Below are 22288 nucleotides of genomic sequence, written 5' to 3' on the forward strand. Positions count from 1 at the left end.
TTATCCAGCCAATACCTGACACACCGTCCGCAGCATGCAATTTAGGCAAACAATCGCTGGAATTCGGGCGTACCCGCAGGGATGCTTGCGGGAAGGAATCTCATTCTTGGCGTTGAGTTGCTGGATTTGCACGACGCTTCGAAAATCAACAGCGGGTCCCGCAGTAGTGCGCTAAAGAATGAATTGCTGTCAGTGGAGCCTTCGGTGCTCGGGCAGGAGGTGTTCTCGACCTCGCGCTCACGGACAGTCAATATCGGCAATCGCGCGGAGGGGTGACTACGCCAACCGCCGACGAGGCGGGTTCGTGTGGATCAAGCCCGCTGGAAACGCGACCCACCCAGCAGTAGGCCTCCTCGCGATGCGAGGAGGCCTACCGTGGTCAGGATTGGGTGGTTATTCGCTTGCACCCGAACCGGATCCGCCGTCGTCGCCGGCGTTCTCGGTGTCGGTGTCGGCGTTACCCGTGTCGGCACTACTAGCGTTGCCAGCGGCGCCGACTTCGGCAAGCACTCTATTGGCCACATCGCCGAAGGTCACCTTGTCCGTGGAGTCGGCATCTTCAGGCGTACCGCTGATGCCGCCGCCCGGCACCGCTTTCAAGCTCTCACGGATGTCGGTTGTCGTTCCGTCAGTGGCGTCTTCGGCTGGTTCCTCACTGTCGAGGTCCTCGGCTTGGTCGACCGATAGGGCGCTGACGTCGTCCGAACCGCTATCGCCTGCTGCGCCCTCTTGCGCGGCGACTTCCTCGACGTCGCCGGTTTCTTGATCTTCACTGCCGGCGCTCTGTGTCAACGGTGCCGGATCCTCCTCCTGCACAGCCGGTGCTGCCAGCGGGAAGTCGAAATCGGGCGGGCCGCCGATCGCGCCGAGAATGGTGTCTCGGATGGTCACCGGCACGGTAAGCAGTCCGAGGTTGCCCAACAGTCCGGGCGTGAAGGTCGGGTCGTAACCGTTGATAACTGCGTTGGCGATCACTGCAGGCCCAGCGACAAGGGCGCCCAAGACCCCCGCCGGATCGTTGGCTTGGGCCGCGTCGATTACGCCTTGGATCGCTTGTCCTGTCCCCTGGAAGAGAGCGAAGGGCACCCCGATCAGTGGCAGCGCGCTGAGTGCGATCATTGTCGGGAGGGTGTCGACGACTGCGACCAGATTTAGTATCGGGTTGAGGAACAACGGAAGAACGGGGAACAGAAAGCCTGCGAACGCTGATGAGAGAGTTTCAAAGGCATCTTGGACCTCGGCGTTCTGGAGTTCGCCGATCGCGGTCTGCAGCTGAGCCGGGAAGCCGAACGGATCGTTGGGATCGAGGTAGTCAGCCAGGGCTGTTCCGGCGTCTTGCAGGTTTTCGATCTGGTTCTGCAAGATTCGCAGCGGAATCGGCAGCAGGCCCGGTTCGACGAAGTCTTCAAGTAGCGACTGCAGGTTGGCCGCGGTGTTCGTGAAGAGCAGCTCGTAGGCCTCGAGCGGGTTGGCCATCAGCGCCACGGGAGGGCAAACGATAGTGAGCCACATGGTGCGCGTTCGCTCCCATGTAGAGCACGTGATGTCCGACGCTTGAGGCCGCCACGACCGGTGTAGATTCCGGTCATGGCGCTTGATTGGCTCCCCTCACGCATGTCCTGCCGGTTACTTGGTTTGTAGGCGTGACACATGCGCAGCGCGCGGCGACAGCGAACAGGGCAAGCTTGCCAAGCCGGAATGGGGACCCGGCCAGTGAAGCGGGGCGTCTGCTGCCGATGGGGACGAATCAACGCGATGGCTTTTCGCGCGGACGAACTGGCCTCGTGCACGCGCTAGACCTGTCCCGCCCTGCAGGCGCCTCGCACCACACCGCGGTCTGATACGCGGCTGCAGGGGGCGGGATTCTCCCGACACTGGGGGCTTGCGTGGTGGGCAACGAGCATTCTCCGCACGCAGAGATCGGCGCACGCAGTCCTTTGCTCAGGAACGGATTATGGATTCAAGATTTTGTAAAGGCAACGGAAGAGCGGCGAAATTTTAAGCCGCATCCGGACGATCCCGTCTCAGAGCATTTGCTAGCGAACGACCTCGGCGGGGCCTACGGAGCAGAGGGCGACTTGAGCCACGAGGCCTGGAGGCGGGCAGGTTCACCGGATGATTCGGCAAGGCGGTCCGTACCTGCGCATAGCGAGGGCAAAAGCGACCGGTGAGGTGCCCCCACCCCGCCAAGACGGCTCGAGATAATTCCGAGAGGAAATTTTTACCAAAGCGTTAACAGTTAACTGACTCTGCGGTAACGTGTGCTTGACACAGTCGTCGTCTACGTAAAAGGAGAAGCCATGCAGGGAGCCATTCGCCCCTATCTCACCGCAGGGGTGGCTTTGGTTGGAGCCAGCGTGATCGCCGTCAGCCCGGTGGCGCCGCCGGTGCCAGACATCAAGGTTGGCGCAACGCCGAGCGTGAGTTCAGCGATGCAACTCGCCTCGGCCACCAACCCACTGGCCGCGTTGGGCGATCTCTTCGGGAACACCGGAAACAGTCTTAACGGGCTCGTGCAGCAGGTCGCCGCAGATCCGGCGCCCATCCTGGCGCAGTTGGTCATCAACCAGGGCCATGCCCTTCAATATTTCGTCGATTTGGCTCAAGAAGTCGGGGGGTTGCTTCCCGACATCGCCCAACTCATCCAACAAGCCGCCCAAACGATCGTCACGCAGCTGGGTGAGGGTGATATCACCGGCGCGGGACAGACGCTGAGCCAGACTCTGGTCTTCTCTGCACTTCCGCTGGCCGCCCTGTTAGTACCGCCGCTGAACTTCGCGTCGAACATCACGCAGAACATCGCCAACGTGGCCGCGGCTGTGAACGGCGAATTTATCTTCCAAGTGCTGTTGCCGGTCATCTATCCGGTCATGGGGTCGATCAACGGCGGGGCCGATATCCTTCAAACTGCCTACGATGCCGTCCGCGCGGGCGACCTCGTTGGCGCTGTCGGGGCGTTGGTCAGCGCCCCGATCGTCATGACCGACACCATTCTCAACGGCTTCGGCGATTTCGCGGGCCTGTTGACTCCGCACAACGCATTCGGTTTCAACGGCGGGATCGTCGCGTCGTTGTTGGGCTTCAGAACCTCGATCGCGGACGCGTTGAAGCCGATCTCGTTCCCTTACACGCCGCCTGATGTGCAATACCCGTCGGCGCTGGCCGCGGCGACGGACGTCACCCTCAGTACCGAGGTCGAAGAGAAGGCCCCAGAGGCCGTCGGTGCATCCTCGGGTGAAGCCGAGAGCGGGGTGACCTCGCTGGCCAACACCGGCGGCACCGACGAGTCCGGAGTAGCCGGCGCCGAAGAGCAGGAAGGCGAGGCGCCCGAGGCAGAGGCGCCCGAGGAAGAGGCGCCCGAGGAAGAGGCGCCCGTGGACGACTCGGACGTCGATGGCTCCGAGGAAGACGCGGACGAAGACGAGAACGCCGGCAGCGGACAGATCCGCGAGAGCCTGGTGGCCGTTCCCGGCCAGACGGGTCTGGGTACCGGCGGCGACGACGGCGGCGAATCGGAGACAGCCAACACGCCGGCGAACACTGCCGGCGGCTCCGGTGACGACGGCGGCTCGGAAAACGACGGTGACGCTGGCGGCTCGGAGTCCGGCGGATCCGGCGGCGACGAGTAACCACGACAGGAACAGATCGGTCCCCCTCCTGGTGACAGGAGGGGGACCGATTGCTGTGACCTGATCGGGTGGGCTGTGTAGCCCCCGACAGCTGTGATGCTCGGCTGAGCGTTTGCAGGGAGGTTGATGCCGCAAAGGGAAAGTCGGCACTACGCTGCGGCCTTCTTGATTGGTCACACTCGAAACGTCAGCTTCAACAGCAAAGTTCAAGTCCTCGAGTAAAAGGCTGCTAAGCCCACGCTTCAAGCACACGGCATCGCTGACGGCTACATAGCCATATCGCGCGTCGTCCAAAGCCAGCGGGTGAAGCCAGGGTATTCATCGACGATCCGTGCACGGCCAGCGGTGCGCTACGCGCCGCCGGAACACCGAAAAGTAGGGGCCCCAAGCTTCAAAAGGAAAGGGCCCCTACCTGTCTGCTACGGGATGCGGTTACTCGCCTCCGCCCGATCCGTCGTCGCCGCCGGAACCGGGACCGGAGTCGCCGCCCTCGCCGCCGTCAGTCGGTTCTGATGGGTCGGTGTCGACCGCGGTTTCGTCCAGATCGGCGCTCGCCTCGTCGGTGGGCGCAGAGTCCGACGTGATCGAACCGGCGTTCTCGGCGCCGGCCGGCGTCACCTTGTTGCCGTTGGTCAGCTTGTCACCGCCATTCGCAGTCTTGGTGGCGTCCCCGCGTTCCTCCTCGCCCTCGGATTCTGGCGACGCGGCGACGCCATCATCAGAGGACGTATCGTCCGCAAGACCGGCGTCGACGCTGGCGAACTTGGCGCCCTCATTGACCAGTGAATCTGCGGCCGTCAGGCCTTCGTTCGCGCCGGTATCGTCGGCGGCGGCGGGGGCCTCAGGCTCCGATGCGTTCGCCGTCGCCATGATCGTCGGGCTGATGGCGTCGGCGATGGCCTCACGCAGCGCGAGGAAATAGCCAATGGGTCCGGGTGGTGGTGCCAGCAAGAGGCCGGGAGGCGTGAGGAGCCCGGGCGTCTCGGGGAGGTAGCCCCCATTCAAAAAGCCGTCGGCCACCACGCCCGGCGCGTTGATCAGAGCGTTGACGATCTCCGTCGGATCGCCGCTTCCCGCCCCATCGATGACGCCCTGGATCGCGACCCCTACCGCGCTCGCCGTGCTGAGGAAGGGGCCGAACGTTGAAAGGAGGCTCCTAGCGCTGGTCAACTGACTTAGGGCGAGCTGGACGACGTTGTTCAGATTGTTCGAGGCGATCGCGAGCGGTGCCAACCCGGCGCCGACAACGGCGAGGAATGGCTCTGTGAGCAGCAAGGGCACGCCCAACAAGCGGTTGACTGCAACCGCGACATCACCCTGGGCGAGGTCATCGAGCACCGTCTGGAGCAGTGTCGGTATCGCCTGGGTCAGCAAGATCAAGTACTCATCGCCCGCCGTAATCAGGGCCTCGACAAAACGCTCGGCGTTTTCCTGTTGGTTGGTGAGGATCTGCAGAAGGACCGGCGTCGGGTTATCCAGGTACATCTCGGCCAGAGTCCCGACGTTGTCGATCGATCGTTCGAAGAGTTGTGTGTAGAACTCGACGGGATCAGCCATAAGGTTCACCGCGGTCGATGCCGCCGGGGGCGTCGCAACTTTGACGTCGGGCGGTGCGACTTGAATGGGTGCGACGGCGATGGCGCCGGCGCCGAGGAGCGCGACCCCCGTCGTCAGAAGTGGCTTCGTGGCAACTTGCATGATGTGCTCCTTGCTAGACACGGTCTCAGGTACAGCAAAATTTACTCGTTCGTAAGTGGCTAATAGGAAAAACACGCGGAGTTTGTTGATGAACTTTCGACGGTTCTGCTTGAACATAGGTAACTGACACGTTCGTTTGGAGGTCGTGGGCGAATTACTTGGTGTTGGTGCATGCCCTCTCGACCGCCTCTCGGGGCGCCGCCGGCGTGAAGTTAGTCATTTCGTCACAAAGCAGAAATCAGCCCTTCAAGTAGGTGTTCTGCGCTGAATGTGCGTGGCTAATGGTCGGGTCTGATCCGGCAAAGTTGGACCGCGCTTCTCCGGCTAGGCGACTGCTGGCCTAACAGGCAAAGCGCAGATCTGGCGAGTCGGCCTTTGCTTTCGTCGCACCCGGCCGTGGTGAACAATGTCGAAAGCTCCGGGTGGACTATCCGTCTCGGTCGTTAGTGCTAACGAGACATGTCTATCCGAGCTAGTTCACAGCCAACGTGGTGACGATGGTGCCGTGCTAGAGCCCGGAGGCTCCAGCGAATTGTTTCGGTGCATCGCTGCGGGGCGGCGCCCAGGCGGAACTCCGCGATGGGTCGTGACTACGGGTGAATCGATGTCGCTCAGCGGGCAAAGTGGTGCGAATGGAAACCCCGCGGTTGTTGTTTGTCCACGCTCACCCCGACGACGAGACCATCGCCACCGGCGCGACGATCGCCCACTACGTCGCGCGCGGAGCCCAGGTGCGGGTCGTCACGTGCACGTTGGGCGAGGAGGGCGAGGTGATCGGCGAGCGGTGGGCACAGCTTGCCGTCGACGAAGCCGATCAGCTCGGCGGCTTTCGAGTGGCCGAGTTGACCGCCGCGCTGCGCGCGCTCGGCCTCAACGAGCCGATCTATCTCGGCGGCGCGGGCCGGTGGCGTGACTCCGGCATGCCCGGTACGCCCCCGCGGCACAGGCAGCGGTTCATCGACGCCGATCCGCACGAGGCCGTCGGCGCGCTGGTCGCCCACGTCCGTGAACTGCGCCCGCACGTCGTCGTCACCTATGACCCCCAGGGCGGCTACGGCCACCCCGACCACATCCACACCCACGAGGTGACCATGGCCGCCGTCGCCGCCGCGGCCGGCCCCGACTACCCGGGCGAGCCGTGGAGCGTGTCGAAGGTCTACTGGTCGGTCTTCGCCAAATCCGCCATGGCCGAGGGCTTAAGCGCGATGGGCGACGTGCCGTCTGACTGGATCCGGGTCTCCGCCGACGACATGGGCTTCGGTTACCCCGATGAGGGGATCGACGCGGTCATCGACGTGGAGGAGCAGCTGCCTGCCAAGGTCGCGGCGCTGCGTGCGCATGCCACACAGGTCACCGTCGCCCCCGACGGGCGGTCCTTCGCGCTGTCCAACAACATCGCACTGCCGATCGGCGCGATCGAGCACTACATCCTCGCCGCCGGTACCGCGGGCGAGCGTGACGCCCGCGGCTGGGAAACCGATCTGCTCGCGGGACTCAACCTCCGATAGCCGAGACGGTAAGCTGCCGACATCGGCCGCGCGTGGAAGGGACGACACATGGACCAGGACCTCGATCCCAACCTGCAGCACTGGCAGGACCGGTTCGACAACTTCCAATGGGTGATCGGTTCCATGGTGTCGCTGCTCGACAGCATCCCGACCTGACCCCACCGGCCGCCACCACCGGCGCTCTGCGCGGGGTGGTTCTGACATTGCTCGCGCTCGACGGCGTGCTCTGCGCGATCGCCGCGGCGTTCTTCCTGCCCATGCGCATCGGTTCGATTCCGTTCCCCGTCAGCGCGGTCATCGCCGGCGTGGTCAACGCGGCGTTGGTCTGGGCCGCGCTGCCGTGGACGTCCTCGCCCCGGGTCGCCGCGCTGCCGCTGTGGACCTGGCTGGGCACGATCGCCGTGATGACCCTGGGCGGGCCCGGCGACGACATCATCTTCGGCGGCGCCGGCGTGATGGCATACGCGGTGTTGCTGCTCCTGGTGCTCGGTGCGCTACCGCCCGCCCTCGTGCTGCGGCGACATATGCGGCCCTAAGCCTGGCCGCCATCCCCGCCGTCGCCGGTGTCTCCGGCATCGGCGTCGTCGCTTGGCGTATCCCCAGCAGCGCCGCCGGCTTCGGCGCCGTTGTCGCCCACCGAGGTGTCGTCGGTGTCGTCGGTCGCCTCGTCGTCGGTGGCGTCGACGTCCGAACCGCGGACCTCGCCTTGGGCGGCCACCGTTCCGGTCGTGGACGTCGTCGGCTCGATCTCTGCGAGCTCGTCGGTCTCGTCGGTCTCGTCGAGTTCGGGGGTCTCTTCGCCCTCGACGGTCTCGGTGGTTTCCTCGGTCTCTTCGGTGGTGTCAGTGCCCTCGACCGCCGTCTCTTCGGTGGTGTCAGTGCCTGCGGTGCCTTCAGAGACCGTCGTCTCGTCCTCGGTTGCTGCGGCCGTCTGCGCCATCGCTTCCGTCGCGGGAGCCTCGACCGCCGTTTGCAGCGGTGGAATCGGCGGAAGGGGCGGGATGAGCCACCCGAAGAAGTACCAGAACTCGGCGACCGCGAAGTCCCGCACCGACATCACCGTCGTCGAGGTCACCGACTGCACACCGGTGATCCAGGTGTCGAGGTTGAACGGGTCGTTGACCACCGGGGCGACGAGATCCACGACGAAGCTGTTGGCGATCGGCCGAGTCAGCGTGTAGTAGACCATGTAGATCTGATCGGCGATTTCGAAGCCGAAGCCGAACGGGATGAAATCGACCAGGTACGCAGCGAGATCCACCCAGTAGTCCAGCCAGGGCAGCGCCCGGTACCACGCCTCGAGGATGGCGTCGCTGGCGGCGCTGAGCGCGACGGGTTCCGTGGGGGCGGGCACCGGTTGGGCCGCGGCCAGCAATTGGACGAACTGATCGGACACCGCGCGAACCGGACCGGCGGTGTGGGCGGTGGTCTCGGGTGGCGGCGCGTGTACGGGAGCAACCGCGATGGCGGTGGCTCCGATGACGGAGACCCCCGACATCAGGACAGACCTGACGGATACGGCCATGCGAGCTCCTAAGGTGCGTCGGCACGTCAACTGACGTTGCTGTAAATGTAGCGGGATTATTGCGCAGGACGGGGTGCGCGGCACGGCGAACTGGTGGGACTACTGTGGCCGGTATGTCAGGCGTAGGCGTTTCACGATGTGAGACACGCGGATGATCCGGACCGACGCCGGAGTTACACGAGAGTGGCTCTGAACCCTCAGCGCGGCACCGACCTGCCCGATCCGGTGGTCCCACCGAACCCCGACGTGCCGAGTGCCACGGCCCTGCGCCGGGTGTTGCGCCGCGCCCGCGACGGCGTGGCGCTCAACGTCGAGGAAGCCGCGATCGCCATGACTGCCCGCGGCGAGGATCTCGCGGACCTGTGCGCCAGTGCTGCCCGGGTTCGTGACGCGGGCCTCGAAGCCGCTGGTCGACGCGGGCCCAACGGGCGTCTGCCGGTGACGTATTCGCCCAAGGTGTTCATCCCCGTCACGCACCTGTGCCGAGACACCTGCCACTACTGCACCTTCGTCACCGTGCCCGGCAAGCTGCGCGCCGCAGGCATGGGCATGTACATGGAACCCGACGCGATCCTCGACGTGGCACGCCAAGGCGCCGAATTGGGTTGCAAGGAAGCGTTGTTCACCCTCGGTGACCGTCCGGAGGCGCGCTGGGACGAGGCTCGGCAGTGGCTCGACGAGCGCGGCTACGACTCGACGCTGGACTACGTGCGGGCCATGGCGATCCGGGTGCTGGAGGAGACCGGCCTGCTGCCACACCTGAACCCCGGCGTGATGAGCTGGTCGGAGCTGTCCCGGCTCAAGCCGGTGGCCCCGTCGATGGGCATGATGCTGGAGACCACGTCGCGGCGACTGTTCGAGACCAAGGGAATGGCGCACTACGGCAGCCCGGACAAGGACCCCGAGGTTCGGCTGCGCACGCTGGCCGATGCGGGTCGACTGTCCATCCCGTTCACCACCGGGCTGCTCGTCGGCATTGGGGAGAACCTGACCGAGCGCTCCGAGACCATCCACGCGATTCGCCGCGTGCACAAGGAGTTCGGGCACGTGCAGGAAGTCATCGTGCAGAACTTCCGCGCCAAGGACCACACCGCGATGGCGTCGTCACCGGATGCCGCCTTCGAGGACTTCATCGCGACGGTGGCGGTCACCCGCCTGGTGATGGGGCCCAAGATGCGCGTGCAGGCCCCACCGAACCTGGTGTCGCGCACGGAGTGTCTGGCGTTGGTCGGCGCCGGTGTCGACGACTGGGGTGGGGTATCGCCGGTGACACCCGATCACGTCAACCCGGAACGGCCGTGGCCGGGCTTGGACGAGTTGGCCGCCGTCACCGCCGAGGCCGGCTACGACCTGGTGCAGCGGCTCACCGCGCAACCGCAGTACGTGCAGGCGGGCGCGGCGTGGATCGACCCACGGGTGCGTGGGCACGTCGACGCGCTCGCCGACCCCGACACCGGGCTGGCGTTGGACATCAATCCAACCGGGCGGCCGTGGCAGGAGCCCGACGAGGCATGGGAGTCATTGGGCCGCACCGATCTCCATTCGGCGATCGACAGCACCGGCCGGCTGACCGACACCCGCAGCGACTTGGGCAGCGCGTTCGGTGACTGGGAGTCGATCCGGGAGAAGGTGAACGAACTCGCCGCCCGCGCACCTGAGCGCATCGACACCGACGTGCTGGCCGCGCTGCGCTCGGCCGAGCGGGATCCGGCAGGCCTCACCGACGACGACTACCTGGCGCTCGCCATGGCCGACGGGCCCGCACTGGATGCCGTTGCCGCCCTGGCAGATTCGCTTCGGCGCGACACCGTCGGCGACGACGTCACGTACGTCGTCAACCGCAACATCAACTTCACCAACATCTGCTACACCGGATGCCGGTTCTGCGCGTTCGCCCAACGCAAGGGTGACGCCGACGCGTACTCGCTGTCCGTCGAGGAGGTCGCCGACCGGGCGTGGGAGGCGCACGTGGCCGGGGCCACCGAGGTCTGCATGCAGGGCGGGATCGACCCCGAACTACCGGTGACGGGCTACGCCGACCTGGTGCGCGCCGTCAAGGCCCGGGTGCCGTCGATCCACGTGCATGCGTTCTCCCCGATGGAGATCGCCAACGGCGTGACCAAGAGCGGGCTTTCGATACGCGAGTGGCTGACCGCGCTGCGGGAGGCCGGTTTGGGGAGCATCCCGGGAACCGCGGCCGAGATCCTCGACGACGAGGTGCGCTGGGTCCTGACCAAGGGCAAGCTGCCGACGTCGATGTGGGTCGAGATCGTCACCACCGCACACGAAGTCGGCCTGCAGTCAAGCTCGACGATGATGTACGGGCACGTTGACAGCCCACGGCACTGGGTCGGGCATCTGCGGATACTGCGTGAGATCCAGGACCGCACAGGGGGATTCACGGAGTTCGTGCCGCTCCCGTTTGTGCACCAGAGCTCGCCGCTGTACCTGGCCGGCGGCGCACGGCCGGGGCCCACGCACCGCGACAACCGAGCTGTCCATGCGCTCGCGCGAATCATGCTGCACGGCAGGATATCCAACATCCAGACCAGCTGGGTCAAGCTGGGCACCGAGCGGACACAGGTCATGCTGCGCGGCGGGGCGAACGACCTCGGTGGAACGCTGATGGAGGAGACGATCTCGAGGATGGCCGGCTCGGAGTTCGGTTCGGCCAAGACCGTCGAAGAGCTCACGGCGATCGCCGCGGGGATCGGGCGCCCCGCGCGGCAGCGCTCCACGACCTACAAGCCGCTGGCGGCCTAGGGGTTTCGCGGCCGCGGCGGCCTCAATGCACGGCCAGGCAGTTCACGTCGTCGCCGGATCCGGCGGTGCCCTGCTTCTCGGTCACTACCCGGCCCGTGGCGTCCTCCACGACACGGCAGAACACGTTCGTTCCCCAGATCGCGTGTGGCTTCACCCCGACATGCGCGGGCGCGCCGGCGGGCACGACGTGATGAAACGTCTTGGGTGCCGGATCGTCGAAGTTACACTGATGGTCCGGGCGGGTGCCGCCGTTGACCTCGGCGACCTCGACGGCCATGCAACTCGGCGGGGTCCACGACAGTTCGGTGGTGTAGCTGCGCTCGATCCAGATGGGGTCGTCGGCACCGGCGATCGGGGCGGCGGCCATCGCGGATGAGGTGGCAAGCGCGCTGCAGGCCAACGCGAAGAATGCTTTGCGTGTGTTCGTCATTCGACCATTCGTATCGTGACCGGGGGGTCTGCCGTCAAGTCGGTGAACAGCCCAATTCGCTTGGACGGTCAGGCTTTTTCTTTGCCCTGTTCGGTGCGCGGCGAACTCTTCTTCGTAGCCCACGGCAGCCGGCTGCCGCCGCTTCGATTCGTGTGGGCTCGGCGTAAGTTGTGCGAGGCGGAAATAGCTGCGCGAACCGCGTGGCGTTTGCCGAATGCGGGTGCGCGAGCGTGCGCAAACTCGCGGAATTTCTCGGCGTGTCGGCCGCAGACCCGCACGCTCGGCGTATAGGGAGGTCAGGTTTTCAGCTGCATCCGCGGCATGGTCTCGTCGGGAACCACCAGGGCGACCACGGCTTCCAGCACCCAGAACACGAACGTCGACGCCAGGATCGCGATGCCGGGCAGCAACACCACCGGAATGGCGACGAGCACCAACAGCGCCAACGCGCCGGGCACGTCCTTACCCCATCCGGCGCCGCCCTTGCCCTGCACGATCGCCGCCATTCGCACCGCGGCCCACATGATCCAGCGCCGCAGCAGGCTGACGCCGTCGCGCTGCATCTGGCGGCGAAACCGGTAGTCGGCCTGCCGGCGGTCGCAGCCGGTGCGATCGGGGTAGCGCCACAGGTAGTCGTGGAGCACTGCTGCCCGGGCGTAACGGCCCGCGCGCGGAATGAACCAGGCGACCACGCCCGGCACCGAAACCAGGTCGGTGGCGAAGTCGTCGCACACCTCGAATTGCCGGTTGACACCGTCGAACTTCAGCGGCTGGGTGGTGCGCCACTCGTCCCAGGCGCTCTCCTTGAAGACCCTCTTGGTCGCGCGTAACGCGTCCAGCTCGTCGGCGGTGAGCTGGCGGACGTGGACGACGGCTTCTTTCTCGATCGGGGCACAGCGCTGCGTCATTCTGCAGGTATACCCGAAGCCAAGGCGCCGCGACGAGCGTCGTAACCCTCGTGAGTGTTCGCGAACGGTAAGACGCAGATCCGCCTACAGCCGGGCCGCCAACTCGGTGCCCTGCCGGATCGCGCGCTTGGCGTCCAGCTCGGCGGCCAGCGCCGCGCCGCCGATGACGTGCGGTGTGATTCCGTGGCGTTCCAGCCCGTCCTCGAGCTCGCGCACGGACTCCTGACCCGCGCAGATCACCACGTTGTCCACTTCGAGCAACCGCGGACCGGCGCGATGCGGACCGAAGCTGATATGCAGGCCGTCGTCGTCGACACGTTCGTAGTTCACGCCGGAGAGTTGTTGCACTCCTTTGGCTTTCAGCGAGGCCCGGTGCACCCAGCCCGTCGTCTTACCGAGCCGTTTACCTTGTGCTCCCTTGGTGCGCTGCAGCAGGAACACCTCGCGAGCCGGCGCGGCGGGCCGCGGTGTGGTCAACGCGCCGCGCGCCTCTTGCGGGTCGACGACGCCCCATTCGGCCTTCCACTCCTTGAGGTTCAGGGTGGGGGATTGGTCGGTGACCAGGAACTCGCTGACGTCGAAACCGATGCCGCCGGCGCCGATGACGGCCACGGTCCTGCCGACCGGGGCGCCCGTGATGACCTCGGGGTAGGGCAGCACCTTCGGATGGTCGATGCCGGCGATGTCCGGAATCCGCGGTCGCACACCGGTGGCCAGCACCACGTCGTCGTATCCGCGCAGCGCCGCGACGTCGGCGCGGGTGCCCAGCCGTACGTCGACGTCGTGCTTGGCCAGCATCGTCGTGTAGTAGCGGATCGTCTCGGTGAACTCCTCCTTGCCGGGAATTCTGCGGGCCAGATCGAACTGGCCGCCGATGGTCTCGCTGGCCTCGATCAACGTCACGCGATGACCCCGTTGCGCCGCGGTGACGGCCGCGGCGAGCCCGGCCGGCCCCGCGCCGACCACCGCAATGCGTTTGGGCCGCCGCGTCGGGGACAGCACCAACGTGGTCTCGTGTCCGGCCCGCGGATTCAACAGGCACGACACGGTTTTGTGGGCGAACGCGTGATCCAGGCAGGCCTGGTTACAGGAGATGCACGTGTTGATCTCGTCGGCGACACCGGACGCGGCCTTGCGCACCCAGTCCGGGTCGGCCAGCAGCGGGCGTGCCATCGAGATCAGCTGGACGTGACCGTCGGCAAGGATCTGCTCGGCGGCCTGCGGCATGTTGATCCGGTTGGACGCCACCACAGGGATGCTGACGTGTTCGGCCACCGCATTGCTGATGGCGACGAACGCGCTGTTGGGCACCGAGGTGACGATGGTGGGCACCCGCGACTCGTGCCAACCGATGCCGGTGTTGATGAGCGTCGCGCCCGCTGCCTCCACTTCGCTTGCCAGGGCCAGTATTTCGTCCCAGCTCTGGCCGTCTTCGACGAAGTCGGCCATGGACATGCGATAGCAGATGATGAAGTCGTCGCCGACGGCGGCGCGGGTGCGGCGCACGATCTCCACGGGAAAGCGGCGGCGGTTCTCCGGTGTGCCGCCCCAGGAGTCGGTGCGTTTGTTCGTCCGCGGAGCCAGGAACTGGTTGAGCAGATATCCCTCGCTGCCCATGATCTCGACGCCGTCGTAGCCGGCGTCTCGCGCCAGCACCGCGCACCGGACGAAATCGGCGATGGAGCCATTTACGTCACGCAGCATCCGCGGCCGAAACGGGTTGATCGGCGCCTTGATCGCCGATGCGCTGACCGAAAACGGATGGTAGGCATAGCGTCCGGCGTGCAGGATCTGAAGCAGGATTTTGGCGCCCTCGTCGTGCACCGCGCCGGTGATCCTGCGGTGCCGACGCGCGTCGGACGACGACAGCATCTGCGCGGCGAACGGAAGCAGCCAGCCGGTCCGGTTCGGCGCATACCCGCCGGTGATGATCAGGCCGACGCCGCCGCGGGCGCGTTCGGCGAAGTACTCGGCGAGCCGGCCGGTGTCGCGGGCGCGGTCCTCCAGGCCGGTGTGCATAGATCCCATCACGACACGGTTGCGTAGGGTGGTGAACCCAAGATCCAACGGCGACAACAGTTTCGGATAGCTCACGTGGCCTCCAATGCCGTGGCCACTTCATCGAGCCACTCGATTGCGCTCTCCTCGGCGCGGATGCCGCCGCGCAACACCAGGTACTGGTGCAGCGCGCTGCCGCGCAGGCTCGCCGGGTTGGGGAACTGCCGCTTCTCGAAACCCCGGTAGGTGTCGAGGAGGTCGGCCCGCTCGGCCCGCAGTGCGCACACCTGCGCACGCAGTACAGACACATCGCCATAGGCGGCGCCACGCATCTTCACCGCGAGCTCGCGGGTGCGGTTGTCGGCCACGGCGCTGCCCCGCCCGGACAACGGCTCGGAGATCCAGCGGGCCAATTCGGCACGGCCCGCGTCGGACACCGTGTAGACCTTCTTGTCCGGTCGCCCCTGTTGGACGACGGGCGTCACATGCACCCAGCCGTCGGCCTCCATGGTCCGCAGGGTGCGGTAGATCTGCTGATGCGATGCGGCCCAGAAGTAGCCGATGGAGCGGTCGAAGCGGCGGGCGAGCTCATATCCGGAGCCGGCCTGTTCGCACAGGGCCACGAGGATGGCGTGGGGAAGGGCCACGCCGCGAAACTCTAGAGCGCCGGCCAGCCATATGCAACTTGTTGCACTGCATCAAGATGCATAGGGAGGCACGCTAGGCGGCCTGTATGTGCAACGTTTAGTATCAGTAACCACGCGCCACCCTTAGCCGAGGGCGAGCGCGCCATAAGGCACACTGAGACAACCGTCCAAGAACTAGCAGCCCCGCTGGACAGGAGATCGAGGAGCAACCTGTGACGTACACGATTGCCGAACCCTGCGTCGACGTCAAAGACAAGGCGTGTATCGAGGAGTGCCCTGTCGACTGCATCTACGAGGGCGCACGCATGCTGTACATCCACCCGGACGAATGCGTCGACTGCGGCGCGTGCGAGCCGGTCTGCCCGGTTGAGGCCATCTACTACGAAGACGATGTGCCTGAACAGTGGAGCGAGTACACGCAGATCAACGCTGACTTCTTCGCTGAGCTGGGTTCGCCCGGCGGTGCGTCCAAGGTCGGTATGACCGAGAACGACCCACAGGTCGTCAAGGATCTGCCGCCCCAAGGCGAGGACTGATAACGGTTCGTCGGCCCCGAGAGCGCGTGTCGGCGTCACTGCCGGTGTTCCCGTGGGACACCCTGGCCGACGTCACCGCGCAGGCCCGGTCGCACCACGACGGCATCGTCGACCTGTCGGTCGGAACCCCGATCGATCCGGTCGCCCCGGTGATCCGTGAGGCGTTGGCGGCGGCCAGCGCCGCGCCGGGCTATCCGACGACGGCGGGCACCCCGGCGCTGCGGGAAGCGGCCGTCGCGGCGCTGGCCCGGCGGTACGGCGTCACCGGGCTGTCCGAAGCGGCCGTGCTGCCGGTGATCGGCACCAAGGAACTGATCGCTTGGCTGCCGACACTGTTGGGGATCGGGCCGCAGGACACCGTTGTGGTGCCCGAATTGGCCTATCCCACTTACGATGTGGGCGCTCGTCTGGCCCGAGCGCAGGTGCTGCGCGCGGACTCGCTCACGCAGTTGGGACCGCAGTCGCCTGCCCTGGTGTACATCAACTCGCCGAGCAACCCGACCGGCAAGGTCCTGGGCCTCGACCACCTGCGCAAGGTCGTCGGCTGGGCCCGCGAGCGCGGTGTGCTGATCGCTTCCGACGAGTGCTATCTCGGGCTGGGCTGGGACGCCGAGCCGCTGTCGGTGCTGCATCCCTCGGTGTGCGACGGCGACCACACCGGGCTGTTGGCGGTGCACTCGCTGTCCAAGTCGTCGTCGCTGGCGGGCTACCGGGCCGGATTCGTGGCGGGAGACCCGGTGGTCGTCGCCGAGCTGCTGGCGGTGCGCAAGCACGCCGGCATGATGGTGCCGACGCCGGTGCAGGCCGCGATGGTGGCCGCGCTGAGCGACGACGAGCACGAACGCCAACAGCGTGCCCGCTATGCGCGGCGCCGCGACGTGTTGCTGCCGGCGCTGCGGGCGGCCGGATTCACCGTCGACAACTCCGAAGCCGGGCTGTATCTGTGGGCGACGCGCGGCGAACCGTGCCGAGAAACCCTCGCGTGGCTCGCGCAGCGCGGAATCCTGGTCGCCCCCGGCGAGTTCTACGGCCCGGGTGGGTCGCACCATGTGCGCGTCGCATTGACCGCGCCCGACGAGCGGATCAACGCTGCCGCGCAGCGGCTTTCGGTGTGAACCGAAGTCGAAAGTGCGGTTTCATACGCGACATGCCGGGCTGCGCGTATGAAACCGCACAATCGCAACCGCCTACTGCTGCTCTTCGGTGATCTCCTCTTCGACGGTCACCTCGGTCTCGGTTTCGGTCTCTTCGGCGACGACCTCTTCTTCGACGATCACTTCGGGAGCGGCGGCGCCGTCGGTCCAGATCAACAGATCCCGGCCGCCGGCGTTGTAGACGATGCTGTTCGGAGCCGGGCCCGTGACGTCGAAGAACAGTTCGCCCTCCGATGATGCGCCCTCGGTGAGGGTGGCGGGGTTGACGCCCTCGGGGGTCGGGACGGTGAAGACCGCGCGATAGGTCTCACCGCTGGCGGCGCGAGCGTTGAAGTTGGCGATGATCGGCGTGACCGTGCCCCGGACCGCGGTGACGGTCGCGTCCGCCTCATACAGGGTGCCTACCGGCTGGTAGCCCGGCAGCACGTCGTCGCTGGGCTCCAGTTCGCCCACGGTCCAGCCCGTTACGACGGCGCCGTTGGCGTCGACGAGCTCTTGCGTCGCGCCGAACGAGGTGGTCGTCGGATAGCTGTCGGCGGCGGCCATTGGCGCCGTGGCGATTCCGAGCGCCGCGATACCCGCGACTGCCATTGGTGTCATAATGCTGGTTTTCATGTGTACTCCAAATCGGTCGAAGGGATGCTGACGAGAACACGGCCGCGCCAACCGCACTCGCGGCCGTCTACGCAAGCTTAGTATCCACGATTGGCGACATCGTCAAGCGGTAGCGCGCAGATTCAGTGACAACAGCAGTCGCGCATCGGGATCCGAAAGTGATGTCGACAACAATTGCTCGGCGCGGCGCACCCGGTAACGAACGGTGTTGGGGTGCACGTGCAACCGCTCGGCCACGGCGGCGACATCTCCGAAACCGTCGAGGTAAGCATGCAGCGTATCGGCGAGAACGGGGTCGTGGTCCCGTAATTCGCGCACCCGAGGGTCGAGCAAGCGGTCATCGGCGCTGATCAACGTCACGATCTCGTCGAGCAGCACGGCGGTGCGTGCCTCGGCAACGGAGGTCACCTCTCCGAACGCCACCGGATGGCGTTCCGCGCTGTCCAGGGCACGGTCGATCTCGGCGCGCGCCTGCGCCGCCGCCCCCAAACCCGCTACCGGAGCGGCGATCACGGCTCGCAGCGAAAGCCCCAACTCGGCATGCAGGCTCGCGATCGTTCCCCGCAACCAGGAGGTCACCGACGTGGTGCGACTGGTCTGGGGCAACAGCACATACACCCGTGAGCCGTTCGACGCGACCAAGGCGTCGCTGCGGAAAGCGCTGGCACTCAAGGCCAGGACATCGGCGAGCCGGCTGTGGTGGGACGCGGTGTCAAACCCGATGACGGCGACCCGGCCGTCGGCGACGACGTCGAGTTCGCGTGCAACAGCGCCGACGTCGACGTCGGCGCCGGTCAGCCCCAACAGTTCCTGGACGCGCCGTGTATGCGTCGACGGCCGCGCCGCCAGCCGGGACATGATCCGGGCCGCCAATACCGCGGCCCCGCGCAAGATTTCCTCGGCATCGTCCGACAGTGGCCGGGAGCCTTGTTGCACCCAGATCGTGCCCGCGAACTCCGGCGGCCGGCGTTGATCGACGGCGGGAAGATGTATCCCGATCGCCAGCCGCGGCCGCAGGCCCAATTCGGGGCGCGCGGCCACCGACACCACGTCGTCGCCGGCGCGCAGCGCGTCGAAAATGCCCCACTGGCTTAGCCATTCGAGATGCTCCGGCGGACCGGCGCGGCCCAGGATCGACAGCCGGCGCAGTTCGTCGGCCTCCTCGTTGGATGCGGAGTAGGCCAGCACGTGGGACTGCGCATCCTCGATGCTCACCATGCCGTGCACCCGGTCGGCGGTCGACTGCGCCAGCCCGAAAAGGTCGGTTCCGGAGTCGTACCAGGGGTCGGCGCGGTTGCCGTGGTGCTCGAAGACGTGGTCGACCAAGCGGTACAACCGCTCCCACCGGGCTCGCGGGTCGACAGCGACCACCGCGATGCCCGAGGCCGTCGCCCGCGCGATGAGCGCGTCGGACGGGTTCTTGACGAAAATTGCCGTCGGCGCCGCGCCCTGTCGGTCGATCCAGCGCACGGCGTCCGCGTCGTGCATGCCCAGCAGGAAAAACACGTCGGCCGCGCCGGCGCCTGCGGCCAGTCCCAGCGTGACGTCGTCCTGATCGATCAGCGCGGCCGAGGCGACGGGCAGATCCAGGCCGCGCGGCGCCTGGATCAACTGCACCAGCGTGGCGTCCAGCGCGAGCAGCAATTTTCCGAGGCTGACACCGTCGGCCCTCATATTGTGTGATCTTACTAGTCCAACCCGCTGTCTTTGTCTGATCGGCTAAGTCATGCCGCGCCAGATTCGGCCATCCTTGGCGCATGGATGCCATCACCGACGTGCCCCTGCCGGCCAACGAGGTCGTGCTCGACTACGCGCCGGGTTCGGCGGAACGCGCCGGCCTCACCAAAGCTCTCGAGACGGGGGCCGGCGAGCCGATCGACCTGCCGCACGTCATCGGCGGCACCCACCGGATGGGCGACGGGGACCGGGTCGCCGTCGTCCAGCCACACCGGCACGCGGCCCGGCTGGGCACCTTCACCAACGCCACGCACGCTGATGCCGCCGCCGCCATCGACGCCGCAATGGCCGCCAAACCGGCCTGGGAGGCCACTCCCTTCGACGAACGCGCCGCGGTGTTCTTGCGCGCCGCCGATCTGCTGGCCGGGCCCTGGCGGGCGAAGCTGTGCGCGGCCACCATGCTCGGCCAGTCCAAATCCGCCTACCAGGCAGAGATCGACGCCGCGTGCGAGCTGATCGACTTCTGGCGGTTCAACGTCGCGTTCGCCCGAAAAATTCTGGCGCAGCAGCCGATCAGCGGCCCGGGAGTGTGGAACCGCACCGACTACCGGCCGCTGGAGGGTTTCGTCTACGCGATCACGCCGTTCAACTTCACCGCGATCGCGAGCAACCTGCCCACGGCCCCGGCGCTGATGGGCAACACCGTGGTGTGGAAGCCGTCCCCCACGCAGACGTTCGCGGCCTATCTGACCATGCAGCTGCTCGAGGCGGCCGGCCTGCCCCCAGGGGTGATCAACCTGCTGACCGGTGATGGGATCGCGGTTTCCGATGTGGCGCTGGAGGACCCGAGGCTCGCGGGTATCCACTTCACCGGCTCGACGACGACGTTTCAGCACCTGTGGCGGTCGGTCGGCGCCAACATCGGCCACTATCACAGCTATCCGCGGCTGGTCGGGGAAACCGGCGGCAAGGATTTCGTCGTCGCGCATTCCAGCGCCCGCCCGGACGTCCTGCGCACGGCACTGATTCGCGGCGCGTTCGACTACCAGGGGCAGAAATGCTCGGCGGCGTCGCGGGCGTTCATCGCCCGCTCGGTGTGGCAGCAGATGGGCGACGACTTCCTCTCGGCCACCGAGGAACTGCGCTACGGCGACGTCGCCGACCTGAGCAATTTCGGCGGCGCGTTGATCGACGACCGCGCGTTCACCAAGAGCGTCAAGGCCATCGAACGGGCGAAGAGCGCTGCCCACGTCACGATCGCGGTCGGCGGCGAATACGACGACAGCGTCGGCTATTTCGTCCGCCCGACAGTGCTGCTGTCCGATGACCCGACCGACGAGGCGTTCAGCACCGAGTACTTCGGGCCGATTCTGGCGGTACATGTGTATCCCGACGACGACTACGACCGTATCCTCGACGTCGTCGACACCGGCGCCAAGTACGCGTTGACAGGGGCGGTGATCGCCGATGACCGCTCCGCGGTTCTGCGTGCCGAGCAGCGGCTACGCCACGCCGCGGGCAACTTCTACGTCAACGACAAGCCCACCGGAGCCGTCGTCGGCCAGCAGCCGTTCGGTGGGGGGCGCGCCTCGGGGACCAACGACAAGGCCGGGTCGATGCTGAACCTGCTGCGCTGGACGTCGGCCCGGTCGGTCAAGGAGACGTTCGTGCCGCCCACCGACCACAACTATCCCCACATGGAGCGCTGATGGGTGTCTTCGAACGTGTCGCGCGCCCGGCGATCCTGGCCGCCGGCCACTCAGAGCGGTTGCGTCGAAACGCCGAGCGGCTGCCCGTCGCGCGCGAGGTCGTGCATCGCTTCATCGCGGGTGAAACGGTCGAGTACGCGCTCGATACCGTTGCGCACCTGCGTAACTCGGGCCGCATGGTGTCGGTCGACTATCTGGGTGAAGATGTCACCGACATCGATGCCGCCAACCAGACAGTCGACGCGTACCTCAGGTTGCTCGACGCGCTCGGGACCCGTGTGGAGTCAGCGGACGAGGTTCGGCCGCTGGAGGTATCGGTGAAGCTGTCGTCGCTCGGCCAGGCGCTGCCGCGCGACGGCGACAAGATCGCACGGGACAACGCCCGCGTCATCTGCGCGCGTGCCCAACAGGTCGGAGTGTGGGTGACGGTGGATGCCGAGGATCACCGCACCACCGACTCGACGCTGTCCATCGTGCGCGACTTGCGCGTCGAATTCGACTGGCTCGGCACGGCGTTGCAGGCCTACCTCAAACGCACCGAGGAAGACTGCCGCGACTTCGTGGCGGCCGGTGCGCGGATCCGGTTGTGCAAGGGCGCCTACGACGAGCCCGCTTCGGTGGCGTACCGCGACCGCGACGACGTCACCGCTTCCTATCTGCGCTGTCTGCAGATACTGATGGCCGGCGACGGCTATCCCATGGTCGCCACCCATGACCCCGTGATCGTGAACGCGGTACCCGAAGTCGCAGCCCAGAGTGGCAGGGGTACAAACGATTTCGAGTACCAGATGCTCTACGGTGTCCGCGACCCCGAACAGCGTCGCCTGGCTGACGACGGCAACCGCGTCCGCATCTATCTGCCGTTCGGCACCCAGTGGTACCCGTATTTCATGCGCCGCCTGGCTGAACGGCCGGCCAACCTCGCGTTCTTCCTACGTGCGTTGGTCGAGCGCGGACACTAGACGGGGTATGCGGCGACCGGCATCGTGACGGTGCCGCGGCACGGTCCGGAAAGGATGTCGGTGCGCCACGTTCCGAACATCGACCCGTCGACATCGGGAGCGTAGAAGACGCGGGACTGCGCAGGCGCGTACTCCCTGGGTAACCCGTCACCGCGGAAGCACTCCCACTGCCAGTTGTACGAGTACTGCCACCGCGACCCGTCCCAGGTGTAGCGGACCGGTTGGGGGATGGTCGGATTGCTCGGTGCCGGACCCTCCACGACGGTGGCGACGCACAGCCCGCTCGAACAGTCGGTGGAGAGCACATACTGGGCGCTGAAGTCCGGCTCGGCCTGCGCGGCGGCCACACTGGTGCCCATCTTCTCGGACGCGAAGGTGACGATGTGATAGCGCCCGTTCCATTGCGCGTCTGCCGCCAGGGCGGCCGGCATCGCCGAAACGCCAAGCCCTGTCGCGCAGACAAGACCGAGCAGCACGCTGGTCAAGCGACGGGCAGACATGCCCGCCAGCCTATTTGGCACGCTCGTCA

The 22288-nt window shown here is 66.5% G+C and carries 18 protein-coding genes; 8 read left to right on the forward strand and 10 right to left on the reverse strand.

Translation table 11 applies throughout. The features are described 5' to 3' along the window. Positions 1-393: 393 nt before the first annotated feature. Complete coding sequence (locus tag G6N28_RS17665) at positions 394-1485, reverse strand: hypothetical protein (RefSeq protein WP_163902466.1); 1092 nt, start codon at positions 1483-1485, stop codon at positions 394-396. Between the two features lie 815 nt (positions 1486-2300). Between G6N28_RS17665 and G6N28_RS17670 the strand changes: the two genes are divergently transcribed. Continuing rightward, positions 2301-3629, forward strand: a complete 1329-nt coding sequence (locus G6N28_RS17670; protein ID WP_163902469.1) for a hypothetical protein — start codon at positions 2301-2303, stop codon at positions 3627-3629. Positions 3630-4061: 432 nt separating this feature from the next. On the opposite strand, the gene G6N28_RS17675 is transcribed toward G6N28_RS17670, so the two are convergent. Continuing rightward, positions 4062-5444, reverse strand: coding sequence for a hypothetical protein (locus tag G6N28_RS17675; protein ID WP_163902471.1), 1383 nt, complete (start codon positions 5442-5444; stop codon positions 4062-4064). A 515-nt stretch (positions 5445-5959) separates the two neighbouring features. Between G6N28_RS17675 and mshB the strand changes: the two genes are divergently transcribed. Both mshB and G6N28_RS17685 read left to right on the forward strand, forming a co-directional pair. Further along, positions 5960-6835: an N-acetyl-1-D-myo-inositol-2-amino-2-deoxy-alpha-D-glucopyranoside deacetylase gene (gene mshB / locus G6N28_RS17680; RefSeq protein ID WP_163902474.1), complete on the forward strand. Its 876-nt coding sequence runs from the start codon at positions 5960-5962 to the stop codon at positions 6833-6835. Positions 6836-6942: 107 nt separating this feature from the next. Next, positions 6943-7371, forward strand: a complete 429-nt coding sequence (locus tag G6N28_RS17685) for a hypothetical protein (RefSeq protein WP_170307904.1) — start codon at positions 6943-6945, stop codon at positions 7369-7371. Here G6N28_RS17685 and G6N28_RS17690 read toward each other — a convergent pair. Further along, complete coding sequence (locus G6N28_RS17690) at positions 7368-8360, reverse strand: hypothetical protein (RefSeq protein ID WP_163902478.1); 993 nt, start codon at positions 8358-8360, stop codon at positions 7368-7370. The two genes, G6N28_RS17685 and G6N28_RS17690, sit on opposite strands and share 4 nt — an antisense overlap. A gap of 183 nt (positions 8361-8543) precedes the next feature. On the opposite strand from G6N28_RS17690, the gene G6N28_RS17695 reads away from it, so the two are divergent. Further along, complete coding sequence (locus tag G6N28_RS17695; RefSeq protein ID WP_163902480.1) at positions 8544-11123, forward strand: bifunctional FO biosynthesis protein CofGH; 2580 nt, start codon at positions 8544-8546, stop codon at positions 11121-11123. A 22-nt stretch (positions 11124-11145) separates the two neighbouring features. Here G6N28_RS17695 and G6N28_RS17700 read toward each other — a convergent pair whose 3' ends face one another. The 4 genes from G6N28_RS17700 to G6N28_RS17715 form a co-directional block, all read right to left on the reverse strand. After that, a complete protein-coding gene (locus G6N28_RS17700; RefSeq protein WP_163902483.1) occupies positions 11146-11553 on the reverse strand; it encodes a hypothetical protein in 408 nt (135 codons plus the stop codon). A 296-nt stretch (positions 11554-11849) separates the two neighbouring features. Beyond that, a complete protein-coding gene (locus tag G6N28_RS17705) occupies positions 11850-12461 on the reverse strand; it encodes a DUF1353 domain-containing protein (RefSeq protein ID WP_163902485.1) in 612 nt (203 codons plus the stop codon). Between the two features lie 84 nt (positions 12462-12545). Further along, on the reverse strand, positions 12546-14555 hold the full coding sequence (locus G6N28_RS17710; protein WP_163902487.1) for an NADPH-dependent 2,4-dienoyl-CoA reductase: 2010 nt from the start codon (positions 14553-14555) through the stop codon (positions 12546-12548). After that, positions 14552-15106 (reverse strand): PadR family transcriptional regulator, encoded by a 555-nt coding sequence (locus G6N28_RS17715; protein WP_163902489.1) that lies wholly within the window; start codon positions 15104-15106, stop codon positions 14552-14554. Before G6N28_RS17715 ends, G6N28_RS17710 begins: the two co-directional genes overlap by 4 nt. Positions 15107-15318: 212 nt before the next feature. Here G6N28_RS17715 and fdxA point away from each other — a divergent pair, with 212 nt between their 5' ends. Together fdxA and dapC are read left to right on the forward strand one after the other, a co-directional pair. Next, positions 15319-15642, forward strand: a complete 324-nt coding sequence (gene fdxA, locus G6N28_RS17720; protein ID WP_163902491.1) for a ferredoxin — start codon at positions 15319-15321, stop codon at positions 15640-15642. A 26-nt stretch (positions 15643-15668) separates the two neighbouring features. After that, entirely contained in the window at positions 15669-16757 is a 1089-nt protein-coding gene (dapC, locus tag G6N28_RS17725; RefSeq protein WP_179962106.1) for a succinyldiaminopimelate transaminase, read from the forward strand. 72 nt (positions 16758-16829) lie between these two features. On the opposite strand, the gene G6N28_RS17730 is transcribed toward dapC, so the two are convergent. Next, on the reverse strand, positions 16830-17387 hold the full coding sequence (locus tag G6N28_RS17730; protein WP_235674615.1) for an MPT63 family protein: 558 nt from the start codon (positions 17385-17387) through the stop codon (positions 16830-16832). Between the two features lie 126 nt (positions 17388-17513). Next, a complete protein-coding gene (locus tag G6N28_RS17735) occupies positions 17514-19085 on the reverse strand; it encodes a PucR family transcriptional regulator (RefSeq protein ID WP_163902496.1) in 1572 nt (523 codons plus the stop codon). Positions 19086-19168: 83 nt separating this feature from the next. Here G6N28_RS17735 and pruA point away from each other — a divergent pair, with 83 nt between their 5' ends. Beyond that, complete coding sequence (gene pruA / locus G6N28_RS17740; RefSeq protein WP_163902498.1) at positions 19169-20797, forward strand: L-glutamate gamma-semialdehyde dehydrogenase; 1629 nt, start codon at positions 19169-19171, stop codon at positions 20795-20797. Further along, the gene (locus G6N28_RS17745; RefSeq protein WP_163902500.1) at positions 20797-21759 is read left to right on the forward strand and encodes a proline dehydrogenase family protein; all 963 of its coding nucleotides are present in this window, start codon (positions 20797-20799) and stop codon (positions 21757-21759) included. The genes pruA and G6N28_RS17745 overlap by 1 nt, the downstream gene beginning before the upstream one ends. Here G6N28_RS17745 and G6N28_RS17750 read toward each other — a convergent pair. Further along, positions 21756-22259, reverse strand: coding sequence for an Rv2253 family sensor-like surface protein (locus tag G6N28_RS17750; RefSeq protein ID WP_179962107.1), 504 nt, complete (start codon positions 22257-22259; stop codon positions 21756-21758). The genes G6N28_RS17745 and G6N28_RS17750 overlap by 4 nt on opposite strands. Positions 22260-22288: the final 29 nt, after the last annotated feature.

The organism is Mycolicibacterium pulveris (genome assembly GCF_010725725.1).
GTDB lineage: Bacteria > Actinomycetota > Actinomycetes > Mycobacteriales > Mycobacteriaceae > Mycobacterium > Mycobacterium pulveris.

Bases quoted from the DNA above. Each gene is read 5' to 3' on its own strand.
- G6N28_RS17670 (WP_163902469.1), top strand. From the start codon at position 2,301: ATGCAGGGAGCCATTCGCCCCTATCTCACCGCAGGGGTGGCTTTGGTT.
- G6N28_RS17675 (WP_163902471.1), bottom strand. From the start codon at position 5,444: ATGTTCAAGCAGAACCGTCGAAAGTTCATCAACAAACTCCGCGTGTTT.
- mshB (WP_163902474.1), top strand. From the start codon at position 5,960: ATGGAAACCCCGCGGTTGTTGTTTGTCCACGCTCACCCCGACGACGAG.
- G6N28_RS17685 (WP_170307904.1), top strand. From the start codon at position 6,943: ATGGGTGATCGGTTCCATGGTGTCGCTGCTCGACAGCATCCCGACCTG.
- G6N28_RS17690 (WP_163902478.1), bottom strand. From the start codon at position 8,360: ATGGCCGTATCCGTCAGGTCTGTCCTGATGTCGGGGGTCTCCGTCATC.
- G6N28_RS17700 (WP_163902483.1), bottom strand. From the start codon at position 11,553: ATGACGAACACACGCAAAGCATTCTTCGCGTTGGCCTGCAGCGCGCTT.
- G6N28_RS17705 (WP_163902485.1), bottom strand. From the start codon at position 12,461: ATGACGCAGCGCTGTGCCCCGATCGAGAAAGAAGCCGTCGTCCACGTC.
- G6N28_RS17730 (WP_235674615.1), bottom strand. From the start codon at position 17,387: ATGGCAGTCGCGGGTATCGCGGCGCTCGGAATCGCCACGGCGCCAATG.
- G6N28_RS17735 (WP_163902496.1), bottom strand. From the start codon at position 19,085: ATGAGGGCCGACGGTGTCAGCCTCGGAAAATTGCTGCTCGCGCTGGAC.
- pruA (WP_163902498.1), top strand. From the start codon at position 19,169: ATGGATGCCATCACCGACGTGCCCCTGCCGGCCAACGAGGTCGTGCTC.
- G6N28_RS17745 (WP_163902500.1), top strand. From the start codon at position 20,797: ATGGGTGTCTTCGAACGTGTCGCGCGCCCGGCGATCCTGGCCGCCGGC.
- G6N28_RS17750 (WP_179962107.1), bottom strand. From the start codon at position 22,259: ATGTCTGCCCGTCGCTTGACCAGCGTGCTGCTCGGTCTTGTCTGCGCG.